Below are 13,586 nucleotides of genomic sequence, written 5' to 3'. Positions count from 1 at the left end.
TCAGCGCGTGTGTATCGCTGACAATTGGTATGCTGTTAGACCGAACCAAGGGAACATGCGATGACCAAACCAAAAAAACTCGCGCTTCTCGCGCTGGCATTCACTGTGTTCGGTCTGTATAAGTTATTTGTCGTCTTCCAGGACATACAAACCGGCTGTATCCAGTTTCAAACTCATCGAACATGCAGCTACGAGAATGCGGAGAATTTCCAGGGCTTGCTCGATCTCGAACTGATGTTCGCATGCGGTTGGGCTGCGGGTGCAGTGGTCTGTTGGATGGTCGCCGCGCAAGCGCATAGAAAGGAGCGCTGAATCGTTTCGTTTTTACCGGATAGCAGGTTCCATCCCCTGACTCAGCTTGGCTTGATCGCACTGTGACGAAGCCAGAAAAGACAGGAACGCCTTCGCGACATCTTTTTGCCCGGATGCCATGCAGATGCCGGCTGAAAAGACGGTTACGATCTGAACTTCCGCAGGCATAGGACCAATTACATCGATTCCCGGCAAGTGCATTAATTCGCTTAGCTGCTGAAAACCCAACTCGACGTCCCTGCGTGCAACAAGCGCGCCGACCGGAACACCGGGCGGGGCCTGCACAATCCGCGGCGCAACCACGTCGGCAATGCCCCAGCGCTCGAACAGGCGGGTCAGATGTGAACCGCTGGGTCCCGTCGAATACCCAATACTGCGCGCGGCGAGAATAGCGTCGCGAAGCGCCGCCTCAGTGCCGACATCGGGTCGCGGCGCACCGGCTGCCACCGCGATTGCCACTCCCGAGCGGGCCACGTCGACCCGACTGCCCGACACGACATGGCCGGCGGCTTCCAGCCGATCAATCACATCGGCGGCGAGTACGACAAAGTCGAACCCGTCGCCGCTCTCGACGCGCCGCGCCGCATCGACACCACCAACAGACTTGACGACAACCGGCTGCCCAGAAAGCCGTTCATAGTTCTGGACCAACTCGGCGAGCACAGTGCGGGTGGCCATCGACGAGATGCCGGTGAGCTGTCTGCTCATGGTTTCTCTGCCTCTCAATCGATATAGCGCAGTCCGGCTTGTCGCAACGGTTCGCGCATGTTGTACATGTCGAGACCCAGCACGCCGCTCGCCAGCTTCGCGCGCTTCTCGCCTTCGTTGGCTTCGCGCGCCGCCGCTTTGTCGAGCACCTTCTGTGCCGACGCTGCGGGGACCACGACCACACCGTCTTCATCCGCGACGACCACGTCACCCGGATTCACCAGCGCCCCGGCGCACACCACCGGAATGTTTACCGAACCGAGCGTCGCCTTGACTGTCCCTTTGGCGGAGATCGCCTTGCTCCAGACCGGGAACTTCATTTCAGTGAGCACGCTCACATCGCGCACGCCGGCATCGATGATCAATCCTTGGGCGCCGCGCGCCTTGAAGCTCGTCGCCAGCAGGTCGCCGAAATAGCCGTCCGTGCAATCGGCCGTGACGCCGGCAATGACGATATCGCCCGGCTGGATCTGTTCCGCCGCGACGTGCAGCATCCAGTTGTCGCCGGGCTGCAGCAGCACCGTGACGGCCGTGCCGTGGGCACGTGCACCGGCGTAGATCGGGCGCATATAAGGCTTCAACAGACCGATGCGGCCCATTGCCTCGTGCACGGTGGCGGTCCCGAGCGCACCGAGCTTCGCGGCGACGTCGCCGTCTGCCCGCTGGATGTTGCGATACACCACACCTAGTTCAACCATGATCAATGTCCCTTTGTCTTCAATGCTGCATCGAGGCGCGGATAGACGCGACGTGCGTTGCCCTCGTAGATCCTGTAGCGCTCGTCCGCATCGATATGCGCGGCTTCGATGTAGCGCTTTGTGTCGTCGAAATAATTGCCCGTCTCCGGATCGATGCCGCGCACGGCGCCGATCATCTCGCTCGCAAACAGGATGTTGTCCACCGGAATCACGCGCGTGAGCAGATCGATGCCAGGCTGGTGATACACACAGGTGTCGAAGAACACGTTGTTGAGCAGATGGTCTTTCAGCAACGGCTTCTTGAGTTCCTGCGCGAGTCCGCGAAAACGCCCCCAGTGATAGGGCACCGCGCCGCCGCCGTGCGGAATCACGAAGCGCAAGGTCGGAAAATCGCAGAACAGGTCCGACGTCAGGCACTGCATGAACGCCGTGGTGTCGGCGTTCAGGTAATGCGCGCCCGTCGTGTGGAAGCACGCATTGCAGCTCGTGCTCACATGGATCATCGCGGGGATGTCGTACTCGACCATCTTCTCGTAGATCGGATACCAGGAGCGATCGGACAGCGGCGCGCTGGTCCAATGACCGCCCGACGGATCCGGGTTGAGATTGATCGCCACGTTGCCGTACTGCTCCACGCACTTCACGAGTTCGGGAATGCAGGTGGCGACATCCGCGCCAAGGCTTTGCGGAAGCATCGCGGCCGGAATGAAATGATCGGGAAAAAGCCGACTCACACGGAAACACAACTCGTTGCAGATCGCCGCCCAGGTACTGGACACCTGAAAATCGCCAACGTGATGCGCCATGAAACTGGCGCGCGGGCTGAAGATGGTGAGATCGAGGCCGCGTTCGCGCATCAGGCGCAACTGGTTGGTCTCGATCGATTCGCGCAACTCATCGTCGCTGATCTGCAACTCGGAGACCTTGGGCATTTCCGAAGGATGGTTGATGCCCGCGATCTGGCGGTTGCGCCACTGCTCCAGCGCCTTGGGCGCCGTAGTATAGTGGCCGTGAATATCGATGATCATCGTTACTCCAACAGTTGATTCGTTTATCGGGCGATGCCACGAATGGCATCGCCCGATGACTTTCTCAGTGCGCCGCAGTCACCTGCACAGCCGGCTCGCCGGTCCTCGCCCGTTGAGCGAACGTGATGGCGAGTGCAGCCAGAGTTGCGGGTACGGCCAGCATCGCGAGAATCGCGCCGAACTGCCAGCCGAGGCCGAGCAACGCGCCGCCGATGGCGGAGCCGAAGATGCTGCCGAAACGGCCCATACCCAGCATCCAGCTGACGCCGGTGGCACGCGCAACCGTCGGGTAACGGCCAGGCGCGAACGCATTCAAGCCCGTCTGCGCGCCGCTCATGCAGAAACCCGCCGCGAATACCAGCAAGGCCAGCGACGACGACAATGCGCCGATCCATGCGAGTCCAAGAACGCACAGCGCGCCGCCGAGGTACGCCGCGCTGATCACCCGCGCCGGCCGCACCTTGTCCATCACCCAACCCACGAGAATGGCGCCGATCGTTCCGCCGATCTGGAACATCGCCGTGACGTTAGCGGCCGACGTGACCGTCAACCCTGCGTCTTTCATCAACGTGGGCAGCCAGCCCGTCAGCAGATAGATGACGAGCAGACCCATGAAATAGGTCACCCAAAGCGTCGCCGTCATGACGCCATAGCCTTGCGAGAAGAGCACGCCAATCGGCTTGCGCGTGGGCAACGGCGGTTCGTTGGAAATGAATACCTCGTCGCCGGTAAAGCGCGCACCGCATACCCGACCGAGCACGGCGCCGATACGCGCCGGCGATGCGCCGCGCACCGCGAGCAGGCGGGCAGATTCCGGCAGCAGCCACACTTGCAACGGGATCAGCGCCAACGGCAGCGCGCCGCCGAAAATCAGAACCGAACGCCAGCCATGGACGGGAATCAGCCAGCCGGCCGCAAAGCCGATCAATGCCGAACCCAGATTGAAGCCGGTGAACATGACCGTGATCATCAGCGAGCGTTTGCGCTGAGGCGCGTACTCGGACAGAAGCGTCGTCGTGTTCGGCATTGCGGCGCCGAGGCCGATACCTGTCAGCAGCCGCAGCACCGCCATTTCCATGGGCGAGTGAGTGAAAGCCGTCGCAATGGTGAAAATGCCGAACAGGAAAACCGAGGTAATCAGCACCCACTTCCGCCCGATACGATCCGAAGCCGGACCCGCCGCCAACGCGCCGATGACGAGTCCCAGCGGCGCCGCGCTCATCACGAGTCCGAATGTGGGGCGTGAAATCCCCCAATCGTGGATGATCGAGGGCGCCACAAAGCCCATGATCGCCACGTCCATGCCGTCGGCTGTCACCACGAGAAAGCACAGCGCCACCAGTAACCACTGGTAGGGCGAGATGGCTCGCTCGTCGATAAACGCCTTGATGTCGATCGCTTTTCCGTTTGTCATCGATTTACTCCTGTCTCCTTGCTTTGGCGTACTGACGTAGTTGACTATGTTGTTTTCCGTCACGCCCTGCTTCTATCGAGTCCGATACTCCGCCCGGGCGGCGAAAGCATCGGCGCTGCTGCTTCGTCTTTCAGCTCTTTCCTTTTTCTGCGTTGTCCCAATCAAGTTTTCCAGCGGCTTTCCCCGCCACTGAGTAAAGTGCGCCGGGCGCGTTGCGGGTGCGTTGGAAAGCCTCTAGCGTTTCGCCGCGCATGGCGGCATAGATGTGCAGATTCGACACGCCAACCACGGCGCCGAGTTTCTCGAGCATGAAAAAGATCACACCGTAGTGCAGCAGGCCGCGCCAGTCGCGACGGCGGATCAGGTCGCGCTCCTCCTCGCTCAACGCCGCCGCTTCCAAGCTCGCTTCCGGATCCTTCAGGAACGCTTCGCGATGGGCAGGCTCGACCATCCGGTGAAGGTAATCGTTGATCCGATAGGCCCGCACGGCGACTTCGATCGAAAACGGATAAGTGCCCTCGAGTTTCTCGACATCGGCGAGTTGAACCGCCATCCGCTGCCGGTGACGTTCGACGACGGAAGGCTTCGTCTCGTTCTCTTCGCCTTCGTAGATCGCGGTCGCGATGCCTGCCATCGACGGCAGGTAGTAGCTGCGATGTTTGCAACCGACGTTGGACGGCAGTGCGCCTCGCATCGTGAGCCACATGATCACTTCCGCGCCTTCGAAGCCGCCCAGCTCCGCATATTCGGCAAGCGTCATCTCGGCCAGTTGCTCGGGATCGTTTTCGAAGAGATCGAGAAAGCGCTGGTCCCATTCGGTATTGTTGAAACCCGCACGTTCCCCGTGCACCTGATGCGACAGGCCACCCGTTGCGACGATCGCGACTTTGAGATCTTCGGGATAGCTCTCGATTGCACGTCTCAATGCTTGCCCAAGCTTGTAGAAGCGCCGTGCGCTCGGAACCGGCAGTTGCAGTACGCCCATCTGCAGAGGCACGAGCTTCACCGGCCATTCGGGCTTGTGCGGGCAAAGCATCGACAGCGGCGAAAAGCAGCCGTGATCGAGCGCCTTGTTCTGAAAGAACGACATGTCGAATTCATCGGTCATCAGCGAGGTGCCGATGTGCGCGGCCAACGCCGGATGGCCTTTGATGGGCGGCAGATCGCGTGCGCCGCCCCCTTCGTCGGCGACGTTCCACTCGGGTCCCACGCCTAGCGTGAACGCGGAGTAGTGATCGAAGAAAAACGAAGTGACGTGGTCGTTGTAGATCGCCAGCAACACGTCAGGACGCTTGTCGGCGAGCCAGTCGGCCAGCGGGGCGAAGTTTTCGAAGATGGGTGCCCACACGGGATCGTCACGCTTGTTCTTATCGAAAGCAAAACCGATGGTTGGTGTGTGTGAGGCAGCGATGCCTCCAATGATCCGTGCCATGCCTGTACTCCTTCAAAAACTCATTTGAACCGCCGGCGCAATCAACTCAGACAGCGGGCATCTCGGGATACAAAGGTATGAATAGCGCGGCTTGGCAGAAAGTGCGGGTAAACCATGAATTAGCGGCTTGGAAGCGCCGTTACGCTTCCTGTCGCTTGATCTGACGATATCGGCGGGCCGCGCCCTGTAAAGCGCTTTCGGGGTCCCGCGTCCGCTCCGCTCTGTGAACCGGTTTTAACGGCCTTTCAGATCGCGATAAACAAAACAGATGGGTCTAAATTCAATTCGCAAACTGCCGGACACACGGCGCCGGCAAGAAGAGATCGCAAACGCGGGAGTAAATGGGGAACGGGCGCGTAGAAGACTTGATAAAAAGACATGTCCAGCGTGGAGGGATGAGTGAGTCTCGCCGAGGGAGTAAGCTCGCCGTCGATTTGCGAGTTTGAACCGCGCAACGCCTTCGGGTTTTTCCTGGTCTTAACCTACGTCGACACCGGCGTCGTCGGATCGTCGTAGAAGTATGTCCAACTTCTTTAATGAAAAGGAAAACACACCATGGCTACCGGAACGATCCACCTCCACCGCGTCTTGCGCGCCACGCCCGAACGCATCTATCGCGCCTTCCTCGAACCAGATGCGATAGTCCGGTGGCTTCCTCCGTACGGGTTCACCTGTCAGGTTCACCACATGGATGCCAAGGTCGGTGGCACCCACAAGATGTCCTTCCGTAACTTCGGCACCGGCCACAGCCACTCGTTCGGCGGCGAGTATCTCGAACTGGTGCCGTTCGAGAAAATCCGCTATTCGGATCGATTCGACGACCCGAACCTGCCGGGCGAGATGCACGCCACCATTTCATTGCGGCAGATGTCGTGCGGAACTGAACTCATCATCGTGCAGGAGGGCGTGCCCGAGGTCATTCCTGTGGAGATGTGCTACCTCGGTTGGCAGGAGTCGCTTGTTCAGTTGGCGAGGCTCGTCGAGCCTGAGATTCCTGACTGACGACGGGCACACTGGCGTGCGCGCCGGCGTTCGAGATGCCTGCAGACGTGATCAGTCAAACTCGACCTCCGCCTCGCATTCCACAGGCACGTTGAGGGGGAGCGCCACGCCGACTGCCGACCGGGCGTGCGTTCCGATGTCCGGCCCGAACAGATCAAGGATCAAATCCGAGAAGCCGTTCGCGATCCTTGGCATCTGGTCGAAAGTTGGCGCCGCGTTGATCATGGCAAAGACACGCACCCACGCCGTAATGCGATCCAGGTCGCCGAGCGCTTTCTGAAGACTGGCCAATTGTGCGAGCGCTACAAGGCGTGCTGCTGCGTAGCCTTCGTCCGGCGAAACCTCGGCGCCGACTTTACCGACGGGTTGTGCGATCGTCCCGTCGGCATTGAGCGGCACATGGCCCGAGACAAACGCTCGCGTGCCGCTCACGCGCACCCAGGCGAAGGGCAAGGACATGCGTACGTTTGCTGGCATCTGTAACGGCTGCGGCAAGGTCAATCCCATTTGCGCCAGCTTTGCCTCGATTCTTGCCATCGCCGTCTCCTCGGAACCTACGAAGAACGTTAGATGCCGGCAATCCGCTTTTCAAGTCGTAACGTGCGGATTACCAATCAAGCGCACCGTCACCCGAGTTCGATCGGCTGTCCATGCGGCGTGCGGCGCGCTGCTGCGTCCCACGCGCTGCGGCGACGCAGAAGCGAGTCGTCGGTCACGAGTCCCTTGATCGTGCTGATGCGCTCCAGCGCTGTCAGCCAGTGCGAGTAGTAAGTGTCGCCGTGGTCTGCATCACCGCCGGCCTGCGCGTCGCGGATTGCCTCGTTCAAGCACGCAGCCCACTCGCCCCAGGTGAACATGCCGCGCTCGTGCAACGCCAGCGTCATCGCAAACGCCTGCGCTTCCCACGGTGCGTTGAAAACCGGCCCAGCGTCGTCGCAAGGCAGTGCTGGCAACACGGCGCGCAGTTCGGGCAGTTTCGTTTGAGCGTCAGTCATCGTGGGCAGGCGGCGGCTCGAGATACGGTTCCCAACAGTCGACGCACACCGATGCCGCAGTCGTATCACGTCCCCACAGCTCCGCACCGTCGAAGCGCACCGTGTAAAGCCATTGCGGCTGCTCGCCCAGGCCGATCGCGTTGGCGTCGGGAAAGACATGCGCGCCGTGCACGGCGACGATGCGCCCGCGTTTTCCCCGACAATAACGCGGCAATCGAGTATGCGAGGAAGGATTGATTTGACGGGCCCCCACCCAATCGCCAATGGCAAACTTCGCCTCGACGGCCGCCGGCCGGTCGACCGGACTGCCCCGCAGCAGCGCCGCGGATACGTCTTTGGCCATCAGCACGCGTGGAACCGGCGCCGCTTGAGTCCTCGACTCGCCTGACTCGATTTCGTCGGCCGTGGCCAGACCGGTGCTCAGGATGAGTTTCTTCAAACCCTCGAACCAGATCTGGTAGTAGCTGCTGGAAAGGTATTGTGCCGGCGGCAAACTCTCTCGCGCCGCACGCGACATGTCGATGTTCCACTTACCGGTTGCGCCCATGGCGATCGTGGTCGCGTGCACCCTGCGCTCCCAGTCGGCGTGAAACGGCGAGACGTCGTTGTCGGGGCATATCGGACCGAACGACTGCATGCCACCAAGGTCCTGCGCGCCGTTCATGGTGTCCCCCGTGTCGATTGCGGAGTCGTCGGCAATCCCGTGCCGATCATCGAATCGCGCGTCACCAGTTCGGCTAGCGCCTCTTCGGCGAAGTCATCGGTCCCCGGCGGCTGCATGGGCAACACGAGGTACCGAACTTCAGCGGTGGAATCCCACACACGAAACTCGACGTCCGCGGGTAATTCGAAGCCGAACTCCTTCAATACACCACGGGGATCGATGACGGCACGCGACCGGTAAGGCGCCGATTTGTACCACACCGGCGGAAGTCCGAGCACAGGCCACGGGTAGCACGAGCACAATGTGCAGACCACCATGTTGTGCGTCGCGGGTGTGTTCTCCAGCACGATCATGTGCTCGCCCTGTCGGCCCGTGTAGCCGAGTGACGCGATCGCCGCGGTGGCGTCGTCGAGCAGCCATTGTTTGTACGCCGGATCACGCCACGCCTTTGCGATCACGCGGGCACCATTGCGCGGCCCGACTTTGTGCTCATAGGTTTCGACGAGTATGTCCAGCGCCTGCGGATCGACATACCCTTTCTCGACCAGCAGGGACTCCAGAGCACGAACACGCAGATCCATCTCCGACAAAGCACTAGCGTGGTGGTCGTGCGTGTCGGTGTGCGGGTGCGCGGGGTGATCGCCATCGTGATCGTTACCGTTCATCGCCGTTCACCGCGAGCAATAAAAGAGAAAACAAGTATGGTTCGCGCGGAGAGCAAATGCAATCTGGGTTAAGTCAAGCGTGCATGCAGGGTCATCCCGTGAAGTTCAGCCGATCAGCGCCTGCGAAATTCCAATAGAAAGCGCCCTGCGTGTGACCTGTTGCAGTCGCGATGTTCACGGCGTCATTTCAACAATACTTGAAATATAAAAACGAAGGGCGTATCGTTCGGTCATGAACTCGAACCTCGTGGTACGCGTCCTTGGCGCGCTCGCTCATGAATCTCGCCTGGCGATTTTCCGCCTGCTGGTTGTCGCCGGGAAAGACGGCATGGCTGCCGGTGAAATCGCGCAACAGTTGGGGCTCTCGCCGTCCAGCCTGTCCTTTCACCTCAAGGATCTGGCGCATGCTGAATTGGTCAAGCCGCGGCAAGACGGCCGCTTCGTCATCTATTCGGCGAATTTCGATTCCATGACGGACCTGATCGGCTTCCTCACGGAAAACTGCTGTGCCGGCGCGACGTGCAGCGCCACGGATCTTCCGGGCTGCTGCGAAAAATGACCAGCACTGTCACGACGATTCGCGGCGCGCAGCCCGCGATTGGATTCTTCGAGCGTTACCTGACCGTGTGGGTCGCGCTGTGCATCGTGTGCGGCGTCGCGCTTGGACAATGGCTACCTCTGCTGTTCCAGGCGATCGGCCGTATGGAAGTGGCGCAGGTCAATCTTCCGGTCGGCGTGTTGATCTGGGTGATGATCATTCCGATGCTGATCAAGATCGATTTCACCGCCATGACGCAGGTGAAAAGCCAGTGGCGCGGCATCGGCGTCACCTTGTTTGTGAACTGGCTCGTCAAGCCGTTTTCGATGGCGCTGCTCGGCTGGATTTTTATCCGGCATGTCTTTGCGCCCTGGCTTCCCGCCACTCAACTCGACAGCTATATCGCAGGCCTCATCCTGCTGGCCGCGGCACCCTGCACGGCCATGGTGTTCGTCTGGTCGCAGCTTTGCAAGGGCGACCCGTATTTCACGCTCTCACAAGTGGCGCTCAACGACTCCATCATGATCGTGGCCTTCGCGCCACTGGTCGCGCTTTTGCTGGGTCTATCAGCCATCACGGTGCCATGGGACACGCTGATCACATCAGTCGGTCTGTACATCGTCGTTCCGGTCATCCTCGCCCAGTTACTGCGACGGCGTCTGCTGGCCAGGGGCGACGCCAACTTCCAGCAGGTGGTCGCCCATCTCGGCCCCTACTCGATCGGCGCGCTACTCGCCACGCTGGTGTTGCTGTTCGCCTTCCAGGGACAGGCCATCGTCGACGAACCACTGGTCATCGCCATGCTCGCGGTGCCGATTCTGATTCAGGTGTTTTTCAATTCCGGACTCGCGTATCTGCTGAATCGCCGGCTCGGCGTTGCGCATTGTGTGGCGGGTCCGTCGAGTCTGATCGGCGCGAGCAATTTCTTCGAGCTGGCGGTCGCCACGGCGATCAGTCTGTTCGGATTCCACTCGGGCGCCGCGCTAGCTACCGTTGTAGGCGTGCTGATCGAAGTGCCGGTGATGCTGCTGGTGGTCGGCGTCGTCAATCGTTCGCAGCACTGGTACGAGACGAAACCAGGCGTGAAAGGACAACGTGTATGAGCGTCACGATCTATCACAATCCGGATTGCGGCACTTCGCGCAATACGTTGGCGATGATTCGCAATGCCGGCATCGAGCCGGAGATCATCGAGTATCTGAACAGCCCGCCCGATCGGGACACGCTGAAGAACCTGATCGAACGCGCGGGCCTTACCGTGCGAACCGTGCTACGCGAAAAAGGCACGCCCTACGACGAACTCGGCCTCGCTGATACGACGCTGAGCGATGAGCAGTTACTCGACGCCATGCTGGCCCATCCAATCCTCATCAATCGTCCGATTGTCGTCACGCCGCTCGGCGTGCGCTTATGCAGACCTTCTGAAATCGTGCTCGACATCCTCCCCGCCGGGCAACAACGTGCGTTTGTAAAAGAGGACGGCGAACAGGTGATCGATAGTGCGGGACGGAGGGTGCGTTGATGCGGGAGAAAGCTTCCGACATCAGCGGCTCGTAGTGATGCTAGTAAGTGCGCAGTGCATGCCGGCGAGTCGATAAGCGCGGGCCGACAGATCGTCGAGGCTGCGCCAGCTCCAGGCGTTACTGACCGGACGCGTGCGCCCTAAGAAACGCCACATAGCCGTTCTGCGCCTTGAGGATTTTCTCGGCGCACTCGTCATAGTCCGAACCCTTTGCGTTCTCCGGCCCATACATACCGCGGCACTGCGCAAAGAGCGTCAAGGTCGCGCCCGCACTTTTTGCAGCGCGGGTCGCGGAAAAGGCGACCTTGCCTGAACCACCCGGCACGTCGGTGTCGATTGCGACTGCGTCCGCGCGCGTCACGGCCGTATCGGAATGCTGCTCGATATAGCGTTTCGTGAGCGCCCAAGCGGCGTCGCAGTTCGCCGGTTCGCAGTCGACCGCCGCATTGCGTTGAGCGGCGGCAAGGTTGGTTTCGTTGTGGAGGAACTTCTGTGCTTGCTGCTCCTGCTTTTCGGCAGACGAGCAACCAGTCAGGACAAGCGCAACGAGCGCAAAGGCGGCGATCTTTTTCACGAGTAACTTCCCCTAGCCATGTTCGAGCGCGATTATAGCTGCGCGCCGGAAGCGTTCACAGATTCGCTCGAACGGCATGCACCAGGGATCAGCGCTGCGTCGACCCGCCGGCGCCGCCATCGAATAGCGCTAGCAATCCGTCAAGACCTTGCAGTTGCCAGTCGGGTAGGCTTCATCATCCAGATCGAACCGAAGGTGCCGGCAGGTAAAGCGCAATGCGTCTTCCGTCGCCTGCTCGAAGGTAACGTAGCGGTTCATCAGACTCCGCAGCCACGTGTATTCGAGTTGCTTCTGTCGCCAGAGCGTGCTGATTTCACGCCCGCGCCCCGGAAATTGTTCATCGCACCGCGCCACCACTGAGTGGACATCGTAAAGGGTGCCGTACAAATCGAATGCAATTGCTTTGATGTGGTCCATATCACGCCTCCCAAACAGACCTCAGTACAACGCTGACTCGCGAACCACGTTACGTCACTCGCCTTGCTGTTCCTTGAGCCGCTTCCGGTGAGCGGCCACCTTCGCGCGATTCCCGCAAATTGCCATGCTGCACCAGCGGCGCGCGTGCCCCCGCGTGTGATCGGCAAACATCAGCGTGCAGCGCGGACCTTCACATGCCTTCACGTGCGTGAAGTCCTCGACACACACCAGGTTCGCCAACGCTTCCGCGATGGGCATCAGCAATGACTCCGGCGACTTCCAACGCCGATTCGTCCGGAACTCAAAAGGCGACACTTCGCCCGTCGCATCGGCGACGATTTCTCCATACCGGTCGTCGCGCTCGAGCAGTTGATTCAGCGGCGCGAGCTCACGCAAATCTCTCGCGGTCAACGGCCGCCCCTTCCTCTTCTGCGCAAATACCCTGAACCACTCGCGCAGCGCGCGAGCCTGCTCCGCCACAGCGTCGAGTTCGGCCGGCGTGGACTGCGACCGCAGTGCCGCAAGCGCGGCGCGCGGTGCCAGTCCAGCCTGCTCCAGCCAGGCCAGCAATCCGCCTCCATCGCTGATCCAGTCGACCTGTTCATCCACCGGCGTCGCGACCGAGTTCAGGAAATCGAGGCCCGGCGCATCGGCTACGAATATCGCGGGAATCTGACGGTAGTCCATTTTCTTGTGATCAATCTGCAATGACGATGTCAGTATCGTAACCACTAAAAACGCACTTGACAAGTTACATCTTAAATAAGTAACCTTTAAAACAGCGTCAAACAGGTTACCTAGATACGGCGAATCTGGCCGCATTTCGCAAGCAGCATTCACTATCTTCAAAGGAGTGGGACATGTCTTCTGGCAAGGCGAGCGCAGTGCTGGTGCACGGCGCGTGGGCGGACGGATCGAGCTGGGGCAAGGTGATCGAAGGTCTGAAGAAACAGGGGATCGATGCGGTTGCGGCTCCGCTGCCGCTCACGTCGCTGAGCGAGGACGTGGCCGCGCTCGACCGGACGCTCGAAGGGATCGATGGCCCGGTGGTGCTAGCCGGCCATGCGTATGCCGGCGCCGTGATCGGATCGAGCCGGTCCGAAAAAATCAGGGCATTGGTCTACGTCGCCGCGCTGGCACCCGATGAAGGCGAAACGGTCGGTGACGTGTTCTATCGCGGCGAAACGCATCCGCTGGCGCCGACACTCGCGCCGGATCGACACGGATTGATATGGCTGCCGCAAGAGGCGTTCGCCCAGGCGTTTGCGCAGCACGCAACGCAGCAAGAATTGGCGATGCTCGCTGCGGTGCAGCGTCCGATTTCCGTGGCGTGCATTGGCGAAGCAGTCGGGCGTCCGCTGTGGAAAGATCGTCCAAGCTGGTTCCTGATCGCCGAACAGGACCGGATGATCAACCCTGAAACCCAGCATTTCATGGCGGCTCGCATGAATGCGCACGTGCGGTCGTATCAGGCCGACCACACGCCGATCGTGACGGCTTCGGATGCTGTGACGCATGTCATCGCCGAAGCAGTCCAGTCGGTTTCCGCTCGCTAACGTTATCCGCGAGTTCTATGCGACCTGCGATACCCAACATCGCACGGCGCCTACGTCACCC

At 60.6% G+C, this 13,586-nt stretch carries 17 protein-coding genes and 1 pseudogene; 6 read left to right on the top strand and 12 right to left on the bottom strand.

The window, feature by feature from the left end; genetic code table 11:
- Positions 1-60 precede the first annotated feature (60 nt).
- On the top strand, positions 61-312 hold the full coding sequence (locus HF916_RS12730) for a hypothetical protein (protein WP_168789311.1): 252 nt from the start codon (positions 61-63) through the stop codon (positions 310-312).
- A gap of 12 nt (positions 313-324) precedes the next feature.
- Here HF916_RS12730 and HF916_RS12725 read toward each other — a convergent pair whose 3' ends face one another.
- The 5 genes from HF916_RS12725 to HF916_RS12705 all read right to left on the bottom strand — a co-directional run bounded on the left by HF916_RS12725 (position 325) and on the right by HF916_RS12705 (position 5,592).
- Positions 325-1,020: a substrate-binding domain-containing protein gene (locus tag HF916_RS12725; RefSeq protein ID WP_168789310.1), complete on the bottom strand. Its 696-nt coding sequence runs from the start codon at positions 1,018-1,020 to the stop codon at positions 325-327.
- A gap of 14 nt (positions 1,021-1,034) precedes the next feature.
- A complete protein-coding gene (ligK, locus tag HF916_RS12720; protein ID WP_168789309.1) occupies positions 1,035-1,718 on the bottom strand; it encodes a 4-carboxy-4-hydroxy-2-oxoadipate aldolase/oxaloacetate decarboxylase in 684 nt (227 codons plus the stop codon).
- A gap of 2 nt (positions 1,719-1,720) precedes the next feature.
- On the bottom strand, positions 1,721-2,746 hold the full coding sequence (locus HF916_RS12715) for an amidohydrolase family protein (protein ID WP_168789308.1): 1,026 nt from the start codon (positions 2,744-2,746) through the stop codon (positions 1,721-1,723).
- 64 nt (positions 2,747-2,810) lie between these two features.
- Positions 2,811-4,160 (bottom strand): MFS transporter, encoded by a 1,350-nt coding sequence (locus HF916_RS12710; RefSeq protein WP_168789307.1) that lies wholly within the window; start codon positions 4,158-4,160, stop codon positions 2,811-2,813.
- Positions 4,161-4,290: 130 nt separating this feature from the next.
- Positions 4,291-5,592 carry a gallate dioxygenase gene (locus HF916_RS12705; RefSeq protein WP_168789306.1) on the bottom strand — a complete coding sequence of 434 codons (1,302 nt, stop codon included), beginning with the start codon at positions 5,590-5,592 and terminating at the stop codon, positions 4,291-4,293.
- A gap of 555 nt (positions 5,593-6,147) precedes the next feature.
- Between HF916_RS12705 and HF916_RS12700 the strand changes: the two genes are divergently transcribed.
- Positions 6,148-6,594, top strand: a complete 447-nt coding sequence (locus tag HF916_RS12700; protein ID WP_168789305.1) for an SRPBCC family protein — start codon at positions 6,148-6,150, stop codon at positions 6,592-6,594.
- A 51-nt stretch (positions 6,595-6,645) separates the two neighbouring features.
- Here HF916_RS12700 and HF916_RS12695 read toward each other — a convergent pair whose 3' ends face one another.
- From HF916_RS12695 to nthA, 4 genes are all read right to left on the bottom strand, one after another.
- The gene (locus tag HF916_RS12695; protein ID WP_168789304.1) at positions 6,646-7,131 is read right to left on the bottom strand and encodes a RidA family protein; all 486 of its coding nucleotides are present in this window, start codon (positions 7,129-7,131) and stop codon (positions 6,646-6,648) included.
- An 89-nt stretch (positions 7,132-7,220) separates the two neighbouring features.
- The gene (locus HF916_RS12690) at positions 7,221-7,589 is read right to left on the bottom strand and encodes a nitrile hydratase accessory protein (RefSeq protein WP_168789303.1); all 369 of its coding nucleotides are present in this window, start codon (positions 7,587-7,589) and stop codon (positions 7,221-7,223) included.
- Positions 7,582-8,253 carry a nitrile hydratase subunit beta gene (gene nthB / locus HF916_RS12685; RefSeq protein ID WP_168789302.1) on the bottom strand — a complete coding sequence of 224 codons (672 nt, stop codon included), beginning with the start codon at positions 8,251-8,253 and terminating at the stop codon, positions 7,582-7,584. The genes HF916_RS12690 and nthB overlap by 8 nt, the downstream gene beginning before the upstream one ends.
- Positions 8,250-8,918, bottom strand: coding sequence for a nitrile hydratase subunit alpha (nthA, locus tag HF916_RS12680; protein ID WP_168789301.1), 669 nt, complete (start codon positions 8,916-8,918; stop codon positions 8,250-8,252). The genes nthB and nthA overlap by 4 nt, the downstream gene beginning before the upstream one ends.
- A gap of 232 nt (positions 8,919-9,150) precedes the next feature.
- Here nthA and HF916_RS12675 point away from each other — a divergent pair, with 232 nt between their 5' ends.
- From HF916_RS12675 to arsC, 3 genes are read left to right on the top strand one after another with little or no spacing between them, the layout of a single operon-like run.
- Complete coding sequence (locus HF916_RS12675; protein ID WP_168789300.1) at positions 9,151-9,477, top strand: ArsR/SmtB family transcription factor; 327 nt, start codon at positions 9,151-9,153, stop codon at positions 9,475-9,477.
- Positions 9,474-10,559: an ACR3 family arsenite efflux transporter gene (gene arsB, locus HF916_RS12670; RefSeq protein WP_168789299.1), complete on the top strand. Its 1,086-nt coding sequence runs from the start codon at positions 9,474-9,476 to the stop codon at positions 10,557-10,559. Before HF916_RS12675 ends, arsB begins: the two co-directional genes overlap by 4 nt.
- A complete protein-coding gene (gene arsC, locus HF916_RS12665) occupies positions 10,556-10,978 on the top strand; it encodes an arsenate reductase (glutaredoxin) (protein ID WP_168789298.1) in 423 nt (140 codons plus the stop codon). Before arsB ends, arsC begins: the two co-directional genes overlap by 4 nt.
- A gap of 118 nt (positions 10,979-11,096) precedes the next feature.
- Here the strand turns inward: arsC and HF916_RS12660 are convergent, their stop codons facing one another.
- The 3 genes and pseudogenes from HF916_RS12660 to HF916_RS12650 form a co-directional block, all read right to left on the bottom strand.
- Entirely contained in the window at positions 11,097-11,552 is a 456-nt protein-coding gene (locus HF916_RS12660; RefSeq protein ID WP_168789297.1) for a hypothetical protein, read from the bottom strand.
- A 165-nt stretch (positions 11,553-11,717) separates the two neighbouring features.
- Positions 11,718-11,969, bottom strand: a pseudogene (locus tag HF916_RS12655) (HAD-IA family hydrolase); the annotation flags it as partial.
- 54 nt (positions 11,970-12,023) lie between these two features.
- A complete protein-coding gene (locus tag HF916_RS12650) occupies positions 12,024-12,656 on the bottom strand; it encodes a CGNR zinc finger domain-containing protein (RefSeq protein ID WP_168791980.1) in 633 nt (210 codons plus the stop codon).
- A 173-nt stretch (positions 12,657-12,829) separates the two neighbouring features.
- On the opposite strand from HF916_RS12650, the gene HF916_RS12645 reads away from it, so the two are divergent.
- Complete coding sequence (locus HF916_RS12645) at positions 12,830-13,525, top strand: alpha/beta hydrolase (protein WP_168789296.1); 696 nt, start codon at positions 12,830-12,832, stop codon at positions 13,523-13,525.
- The last annotated feature ends 61 nt before the right edge of the window (positions 13,526-13,586 follow it).

The sequence above is a fragment of the Paraburkholderia aromaticivorans genome, assembly GCF_012689525.1.
GTDB lineage: Bacteria > Pseudomonadota > Gammaproteobacteria > Burkholderiales > Burkholderiaceae > Paraburkholderia > Paraburkholderia aromaticivorans_A.
This window is presented reverse-complemented; position numbering and strand designations above follow the sequence as displayed.

Excerpts from the sequence above, each read along its gene's own strand:
- HF916_RS12645 (WP_168789296.1), top strand. The coding sequence starts at position 12,830 with ATGTCTTCTGGCAAGGCGAGCGCAGTGCTGGTGCACGGCGCGTGGGCG.
- HF916_RS12650 (WP_168791980.1), bottom strand. The coding sequence starts at position 12,656 with ATGGACTACCGTCAGATTCCCGCGATATTCGTAGCCGATGCGCCGGGC.
- HF916_RS12700 (WP_168789305.1), top strand. The coding sequence starts at position 6,148 with ATGGCTACCGGAACGATCCACCTCCACCGCGTCTTGCGCGCCACGCCC.
- HF916_RS12710 (WP_168789307.1), bottom strand. The coding sequence starts at position 4,160 with ATGACAAACGGAAAAGCGATCGACATCAAGGCGTTTATCGACGAGCGA.
- HF916_RS12715 (WP_168789308.1), bottom strand. The coding sequence starts at position 2,746 with ATGATCATCGATATTCACGGCCACTATACTACGGCGCCCAAGGCGCTG.
- HF916_RS12705 (WP_168789306.1), bottom strand. The coding sequence starts at position 5,592 with ATGGCACGGATCATTGGAGGCATCGCTGCCTCACACACACCAACCATC.
- nthA (WP_168789301.1), bottom strand. The coding sequence starts at position 8,918 with ATGAACGGTAACGATCACGATGGCGATCACCCCGCGCACCCGCACACC.
- arsB (WP_168789299.1), top strand. The coding sequence starts at position 9,474 with ATGACCAGCACTGTCACGACGATTCGCGGCGCGCAGCCCGCGATTGGA.
- ligK (WP_168789309.1), bottom strand. The coding sequence starts at position 1,718 with ATGGTTGAACTAGGTGTGGTGTATCGCAACATCCAGCGGGCAGACGGC.
- arsC (WP_168789298.1), top strand. The coding sequence starts at position 10,556 with ATGAGCGTCACGATCTATCACAATCCGGATTGCGGCACTTCGCGCAAT.
- HF916_RS12730 (WP_168789311.1), top strand. The coding sequence starts at position 61 with ATGACCAAACCAAAAAAACTCGCGCTTCTCGCGCTGGCATTCACTGTG.
- nthB (WP_168789302.1), bottom strand. The coding sequence starts at position 8,253 with ATGAACGGCGCGCAGGACCTTGGTGGCATGCAGTCGTTCGGTCCGATA.
- HF916_RS12695 (WP_168789304.1), bottom strand. The coding sequence starts at position 7,131 with ATGGCAAGAATCGAGGCAAAGCTGGCGCAAATGGGATTGACCTTGCCG.
- HF916_RS12690 (WP_168789303.1), bottom strand. The coding sequence starts at position 7,589 with ATGACTGACGCTCAAACGAAACTGCCCGAACTGCGCGCCGTGTTGCCA.
- HF916_RS12725 (WP_168789310.1), bottom strand. The coding sequence starts at position 1,020 with ATGAGCAGACAGCTCACCGGCATCTCGTCGATGGCCACCCGCACTGTG.
- HF916_RS12675 (WP_168789300.1), top strand. The coding sequence starts at position 9,151 with ATGAACTCGAACCTCGTGGTACGCGTCCTTGGCGCGCTCGCTCATGAA.